This is a genomic window from Nocardiopsis halotolerans DSM 44410 (assembly GCF_000341065.1).
Lineage (GTDB): Bacteria > Actinomycetota > Actinomycetes > Streptosporangiales > Streptosporangiaceae > Nocardiopsis > Nocardiopsis halotolerans.
Map to the genome: position 1 here is coordinate 55,277 of NZ_ANAX01000160.1, position 7,121 is coordinate 62,397.

Annotated in this window: 6 protein-coding genes and 1 pseudogene; 6 read left to right on the plus strand and 1 reads right to left on the minus strand. The window is 69.1% G+C overall.

Features of this window, described 5'->3' with window-relative positions; genetic code table 11:
- Positions 1–142: 142 nt before the first annotated feature.
- Positions 143–925, minus strand: coding sequence for an alpha/beta fold hydrolase (locus tag D455_RS0112080; RefSeq protein WP_017570983.1), 783 nt, complete (start codon positions 923–925; stop codon positions 143–145).
- A 162-nt stretch (positions 926–1,087) separates the two neighbouring features.
- Between D455_RS0112080 and D455_RS32195 the strand changes: the two genes are divergently transcribed.
- The 6 genes and pseudogenes from D455_RS32195 to D455_RS30160 all read left to right on the plus strand — a co-directional run.
- Positions 1,088–1,741, plus strand: a complete 654-nt coding sequence (locus D455_RS32195; RefSeq protein WP_017570984.1) for a TetR/AcrR family transcriptional regulator — start codon at positions 1,088–1,090, stop codon at positions 1,739–1,741.
- Between the two features lie 70 nt (positions 1,742–1,811).
- Positions 1,812–2,930: a peptide chain release factor 2 gene (prfB, locus tag D455_RS0112090; protein ID WP_026122552.1), complete on the plus strand. Its 1,119-nt coding sequence runs from the start codon at positions 1,812–1,814 to the stop codon at positions 2,928–2,930.
- A gap of 550 nt (positions 2,931–3,480) precedes the next feature.
- Positions 3,481–4,170 (plus strand): cell division ATP-binding protein FtsE, encoded by a 690-nt coding sequence (gene ftsE / locus D455_RS0112095; RefSeq protein ID WP_017570986.1) that lies wholly within the window; start codon positions 3,481–3,483, stop codon positions 4,168–4,170.
- 57 nt (positions 4,171–4,227) lie between these two features.
- Positions 4,228–5,139, plus strand: a complete 912-nt coding sequence (ftsX, locus tag D455_RS0112100; protein ID WP_026122553.1) for a permease-like cell division protein FtsX — start codon at positions 4,228–4,230, stop codon at positions 5,137–5,139.
- A 77-nt stretch (positions 5,140–5,216) separates the two neighbouring features.
- Positions 5,217–5,681 carry an SsrA-binding protein SmpB gene (gene smpB, locus D455_RS0112105; protein WP_017570988.1) on the plus strand — a complete coding sequence of 155 codons (465 nt, stop codon included), beginning with the start codon at positions 5,217–5,219 and terminating at the stop codon, positions 5,679–5,681.
- Between the two features lie 23 nt (positions 5,682–5,704).
- Positions 5,705–7,121: pseudogene (locus D455_RS30160) on the plus strand (penicillin-binding transpeptidase domain-containing protein); the annotation flags it as partial.

A 7,121-nucleotide genomic window follows, 5' to 3' on the forward strand; every position in this document is an offset into this window, starting at 1 on the left:
TCGGCGGCACCGCGCAGCGGGGGTCCGACCGTCTCTCGCGGGACGTGGCGCGCGGCGCTGCCCGGTTGGCCGTGCGGGCGTCGCCGGCGCGGCGGTAGGCGGTCCGTGGGCCGCGGGCACGGAACGGTCCGAGGAACACGACCTAGAGGCCGGTCTCGCGCAGGAAGTCACCCAGGACCTCGTCGAAGCGCTCGGGGCGGCACAGGTTCGACGGGTCGAACGAGTCCTCGATGACCGTCAGGCGCCCGCGGGGAAGCGCGTCGGCGATACGGCGGGACATCGGCAGCAACCACGGTGAGTCGGACGTGACCACCAACGCTGGACCGTCGAACCGCGGCAGCTGGGACGTGTGGGAGACACGGTTGAGCGCGTAGCGGATACGGACGGTCTCCGGTCCGCGCATTCTCTCCAGCCCGGCCTCCATGTACCGGCGCGCCAGCGGCCACCGGGCGTACTGGCGGCTGATGGCGGGGCGCAACAGGCGCGGGAACAGCCACAGCCAGCCGGTCAGCTCCAGGAGGACCCGGTTGACCGCCTCCGCGAACGAGCGGGGCCGCGTGTCGCTGAAGGAGTCGACCGTCACCAGGGCCGCCACACGTTCCGGATGGTCCAGTGCGAACCTCTGCGCGAGCACGCCACCGTAACTCACGCCGCACACCACGGCCCGGTCGATCCCGAGCCGGTCCAGCACGACGGCGATGTCGGCCGCCTGCGCGGCCAGGATCCCGCTCCGGACGTGCAGCCGCGACGACCCGCCCACGCCACGCGGGTCGAGCGCGAGCACGCGGTGGTCACCGGACCACCGCTCGATCTGCGGCTCCCAGAGCGAGTGGTCGTATCCGAGTCCCGGAAGGAGCACCAGCACGGGTCCCGAACCCCGGTCCACGTAGTGGATCGTGCCGTCCTCCAGCTCCTGCGTGGCCATCCCGACCCTCCATTTTGACTTGGCAGTCATCTTTGACCCGTCAGTCATAAATGTACTCTGTGGCGGAGTCGGAGCGAACGGCGGACGGCGGCTTCCCGAACCACCAGGCCTTTCACCCGTTGACGCCGGGGTCGGACACCGAAGCCGCGAGGGAAGGACCACATGGGCGGGAGAGCACAGGAGACACGGGACCCGGCGGTGGCCCCCACGCGGCGCGACCGACGCCGTGCCCGCAACCGGTCGGCCCTGTTGGAGGCGGCCCGGGAGAGCTTCCGCAGCGGGGGATTCACGGGAACCACGGTCAGTGACATCACCGAGCGCGCGGATGTGGCCCACGGGACCTTCTACAGCTACTTCCCGTCCAAGGACGAGGTCTTCACGGAGATCGTCGACGCGGTCCTGCGCGACATGCTCGCCAGCCTCCACGAGGTGGGCGGGGCCGCGAGCATCAGACAGCGCCTGAGCGCCGGGATCGGCTCCCTGCTGCGCCTGTGCGAGAGGGAGCGGGAGATCATCCTGGCCCTGCACCAGGCCAGTCAGTTGCGTGGTGAGTACCGCGGGAAGTGGGACGGTTTCCGGGAACGGCTGCGTCGGACCGTCGAGCAGGACCTCGGGTGGCTGTACCGCAACGGCAGTACCAGGCCCATCCGGGTCGACCTCGTGGCCACGGTCGTCACCCGCATGGTCGAGGGCGTGGCGCTGGAGGTGATCACCTCTCCCGGGACGGACGTCGACGCGCTGTTGGCCACCACCGTCGACCTCTACTACGACGCGGTCTTCCGGCCCCTGACGGGAGAGGACGACATCGCCGTGTGAGCTCCGGCACGGGACCCCACCCTGTTCGGCCGGGCGACCCGCCCGCTCCTTGGGCCCTACACTGGGGTCCGTGGCAGAACTGGACCCAGCAGAGAAGATCAAGGACCTCGCGGCGACCCTGGCGAGTGTCACCGCCGTGTTGGACCTGGAGGCCATGCACACCCAGATCGCCGAACTGCGCGAGCAGTCCGCCGACCCCGAGCTGTGGGCCGACCAGGACAACGCGCAGAAGGTGACGCGCCAGCTCTCCGGCCTGGAGTCCATGGTCAACAAGGTCAACGGCATCGGTCAGCGGCTCGACGACCTCGGCGTGCTCTACGAGCTGGCCGAGGCCGAGGACGACCCCGACACCCGTGCGGAGGCCGACCGCGAGCTCGACCAGCTGCGCAAGGACATCGGTGAGCTGGAGGTGCGCACCCTCCTCAACGGGCCGCACGACGAGCGCGAGGCCATCGTGACCATCAACTCCCAGGCGGGCGGTGTGGACGCCGCCGACTGGGCGCAGATGCTCCAGCGCATGTACCTGCGCTGGGCCGAGCGGCACGGCTACCCCACGGAGATCTACGAGACCTCCTACGCCGAGGAGGCGGGCATCAAGTCCACCTCCTTCGCGGTCAAGGCCCAGTTCGCCTACGGCACCCTGCGCGGTGAGCACGGCACGCACCGCCTGGTGCGTATCTCGCCGTTCGACAACCAGAACCGGCGCCAGACCTCGTTCGCGGGAGTGGACGTCGTTCCGATGGTGGAACAGAGCGACCACATCGAGATCGACGAGAGCGACCTGCGGGTGGACGTGTACCGCTCCAGCGGCCCCGGCGGCCAGGGCGTCAACACCACCGACTCGGCGGTGCGCATCACCCACACGCCGACCGGCATCGTGGTGTCCTGCCAGAACGAGCGGTCACAGTTGCAGAACAAGGCCACCGCGATGTCGATGCTCCAGGCCAAACTGCTGGCGCGCAAGCGCGAGGAGGAACAGGCGGAGCTGGACGAGATCCGCGGCGACTCGGTGAGCAGCTGGGGCACCCAGATGCGCAACTACGTCCTGCACCCCTACCAGAGCGTCAAGGACGTGCGCACCGGTGCCGAGACCGGCAACACGTCGGGGGTCCTGGACGGGGACATCGACGACTTCGTCGACGCCGAGATCCGTTGGCTGCGCAGCCGTGAGCGCTCGGAGGACGCCTAGGTTCCGTGTTTCCTCGGGCCTTCGCCCGCGTCGGCCCGCCGGTCGCCCGCAGGGGGCGCCGCGTGCCTGTACGGGCCAGCGTCCTCGACGAACGCCCGCGGCGCGGTATCCTCCCAGTCCGTGCGCCCGAGGACCCAGGGGTTCCTCCTCCTCGGCTGCGCCCGCGGCCCGCCTCGTCGTGTGCAACCCCGGCGGCGCCCGAACCACCCACCGAGCCCGGTCGATGACGGCGGAGGTGACACGCCCGGTCGCGGAGTACGTACTTCAGGTAATCGGATGGGACACATGTGGATGTTGTGTCCCAATGGTGATGATCACGACTCCGCAGTTTTACCGAAACGGCTATATGTGAACGTTATCATCGGTTGACGCCTCCGATATGCTCGGGGCTGTTGTCCGATGGTGCACTGATCTTCGGGTGTGAGGCGACCGGGACAATCCGGGCCGCTCCCCCCTCTACACTGTCGGTTGGCCATGTGGCCGGTACGATCCCGCGCGGAGTGCCCTCCACGCCGGGTGCCCATACCTTCGAGAACCTTGTGATGCGCCTGTGATCCACTTCGATAACGTCACCAAGGTCTACCCGACCCAGAAGCGCCCCGCGCTCGACGGCGTTTCCATTGACGTAGACAAGGGCGAGTTCGTCTTCCTCGTCGGCCCGTCCGGCTCCGGTAAGTCGACCTTCCTCCGCTTGGTCCTCAAGGAGGAGAAGCCCGACAAGGGGCGTGTGCACGTCGCCGGCAAGGACCTGTCGCGCCTGTCCAACTGGAAGGTGCCCCACCTGCGCCGGCGCATCGGCTGTGTCTTCCAGGACTTCCGCCTGCTGCCGAACAAGAACGTCTTCGAGAACGTCGCCTTCGCCCTGGAGGTCATCGGCAAGCCCCGGCGCTTCATCCGCAAGGTCGTCCCCGAGGTCGTCGAACTCGTCGGCCTGGAGGGCAAGGCCGGACGCATGCCCCACGAACTCTCCGGTGGTGAGCAGCAGCGCGTGGCCATCGCCCGCGCCTTCGTCAACCGCCCGCAGATCCTGCTGGCCGACGAGCCCACCGGAAACATCGACCCCGCCACCTCCATCGGCATCATGAAGGTGCTGGACCGAATCAACCGCACGGGCACGACCGTCGTCATGGCGACCCACGATGCCGCCATCGTCGACTCGATGCGCAAGCGCGTGATCGAGCTTGAAGAGGGCTTGGTAGTGCGCGACCAGACGCGCGGCGTCTACGGCCAGGCGTACTGACCTCCTGCTGCGAGGACCGGCGCGGCGAAGCCCCGAAGGATGGACCTTTAACAGATCATGCGAGCACAATTCGTTCTCTCCGAGACGTGGATCGGCCTTCGCCGAAACCTGACGATGACCATCGCCGTCATCACGACGGTGGCCATCTCACTGACCCTGTTCGGCGCCGGTCTACTGGTCAACCAGCAGGTCTCCGAGATGCGCAGTTACTGGGACGAGCGGATCACGCTCACCGTCTACATGTGCAACGAGATCTCGCCCACCCAGACCTGCCAGGAGAGCGGTCCGGCCACGGACGAGGACCGCCAGGCGCTCGAGGACACCCTTGACGGCCTGGCCGAGGTGCAGAGCTACGACTACCTCACCGCGGCCGAGGCGTGGCAGGACTTCCAGGAGCGCCTGGGCTCCTCCAACGAGGCGCTGGCCGAAGCCGCGCAGGAGGGCGACATCCCGGACAACTACCGGGTGCAGCTCACCGACCCCTCCCACTACGACACCGTGCGCGCCGCGGTGGAGGGCGCTCCGGGCGTCGACACCGTCTCCGACGACCAGCAGGTGCTGGAGCAGTTCTTCGGCCTGCTGGACGGGCTGAGGGCCGCGGCGCTGGTGCTCGCCGGTGTCCAGCTGGCCGCCGCCGCGCTGCTGATCGGCAACACGATCCGGCTGTCGGCCTACAGCCGCCGCCGGGAGACCGGCATCATGAGGCTGGTCGGCGCGTCGAACTTCTACATCCAGCTGCCCTTCCTCCTGGAGGGCGCGGTCGCGGGTCTCATCGGTGGCATCATCGCCTCCGGCTTCATCGTGGCCACCCGGTTCACGCTGCTCACGCAGATCGAGGACTGGTTCCAGTTCGACGTGGCCCTGGGCACCGGCTCGCTGCTGTACGTCATCGGGGTCTCGGTGATCCTCGGCGTGCTGCTGTGCACCATCACCTCGTTCCTCACCCTGCGCCGCTACCTCAAGATCTGAGGGCCGCCGCCGGGGGCGGGAAGGACTCGAAGAACCGGGGGGCCTCGTGCCCCCCGGACGTATGAAGGGACACATCTGTGGGACGGGAAACCGGACGCAAGCTCATCGCGCAGAACCGCCGGGCCCGGCACGACTACCACATCGACGAGACCTACGAGGCGGGCCTCGTCCTCACCGGTACCGAGGTCAAGTCGCTCCGGCAGGGCCGTGCCTCCCTCGTGGACGGCTTCGCGCACATCAACGACGGTGAGGTGTGGCTGGAGAACGTGCACATCCCGGAGTACTCCCAGGGCACCTGGACCAACCACGCCGCCCGACGATCGCGTAAGCTACTCCTGCACCGCGAGCAGATCTCCCGGCTGATCGGCAAGACCCGAGAGCCCGGCCGCACGCTGGTCCCGCTGTCCCTGTACTTCAGCGACGGACGGGCCAAGGTCGAGATCGCTCTGGCCCGCGGTAAGCGTGAGTACGACAAGCGCCACGCCATCGCCGAACGCGAAGCGAAGCGGGACATGGAACGCGCGCTCCGCCGTCGTCGATGAGGCGTCCGAAAGGAACACACACGGTGTCCCCCCGTCCCCTTGGCCGGATCACGGCCGCTGGCAGCGGCCTGCTCCTCGCCGCCACCCTTGCCGCGTGCACACCGCACCCCAGTCCCGAGGTCGCGGTCAGGTCGTTCCTGCTCGCGTGGCAGGACGGAGACCACGCGACGGCCGCCACCTACACCGACGGTGACCCCGAGCAGGTGGCGGCCGCGCTCACGGACATGCACGAGCAGCTCGACCTGGCCTCACTCCGGTTCCAGCTGGGCCCGATCTCCCGCGAGGGCGAGTCGGCCGAGGCCGAGTTCGGGGTCAACGCCGACCTCGGTATCGGCGACCCGACCTGGAACTACACCGGGCACATGACCCTGGAGTGGGGGCCCGAGGGCTGGAAGATCGCCTGGGCTCCGAGCGTCCTGCACCCCGACCTGAGCGAGGAGGAGCGCCTCGCGGTCAGCTACGAGAGCCAGGAGCGCGGCCAGATCCTCGACCGTGACGGTGAGCCGCTGGTGACCGCGAACAGCGTGACGGCCTTCGGCGTGCTCCCCGGTGAGATGGAGGACAAGGAAGCGGGGGTCACCCAGCTCGCCGAAATCCTCGAGGAGGATCCCGACCCGCTCCTGAACCGCGTGCGCTCGGCGCCGCCCGAGCAGTTCCAGCCCCTCGTTCTCATGCGCGGTTCGAGCGTGGACGAGACGCTGCTGAACGAGGCCTCCCGGATCCCCGGGGTGGACACCCAGGAGGTCCAGGTCAACATGACGCCCCGGGTGGCGCCGTTCCTGCTGGGCGAGGTCGCGGGCACGGCCGAGCACCGGGTCTCCTCCCGTGTGCCGGGCTCCTACCAGGCGGGCGACACCGTCGGCCTGAGTGGACTCCAGAACATCTTCCAGCACGAGCTCGCCGGTTCGGGTACCACCCAGGTGGTCTCCCTGGACGGGTCGGGCCAGATCACCGACGTCCTGAGGGCCTGGGAGGGTGAGCGCAGCGGCGCCATCGACACCACCCTGGACCTGGGCGTGCAGCTCGCCGCGCAGAGCGCGCTGGACACGCTGCCGGGCAACGGCTACCTGGTGGCCGTCGACACCGGCAGCGGCGAGATCATGGCCGCGGCCAGCGCTTCGGGCAGCACCACCGACGACGGCGCCCTCACCGGTTCCTTCACTCCGGGCGGCACCTTCACCATGGTCTCGACCCTGGCCGCCCTGGAGTCGGGCGCCGCCGCGCCGGACGACGTGGTGCCCTGCGGCTAANGGCGGGCACACCTTCGTCAATCCCGGCGGCGGGGTCCTGTCCGGCCAGCCGGACCTGGCCCGCAACCTGGCCTTCAGTTGCAGTGTCGGGTTCGCCGACCTGGGGGCCGAGGTGGGGCCGGACGCGATCGCCGAGGCCGCGGGGCGGCTGGGGATCGGTGCCGAGTGGCAGCTGCCGGTCCCGGCGTCC

Coding starts and splice junctions, on each gene's coding strand:
- D455_RS32195 (WP_017570984.1), top strand. CDS start 1,088: ATGGGCGGGAGAGCACAGGAGACACGGGACCCGGCGGTGGCCCCCACG.
- D455_RS0112080 (WP_017570983.1), bottom strand. CDS start 925: ATGGCCACGCAGGAGCTGGAGGACGGCACGATCCACTACGTGGACCGG.
- ftsX (WP_026122553.1), top strand. CDS start 4,228: ATGCGAGCACAATTCGTTCTCTCCGAGACGTGGATCGGCCTTCGCCGA.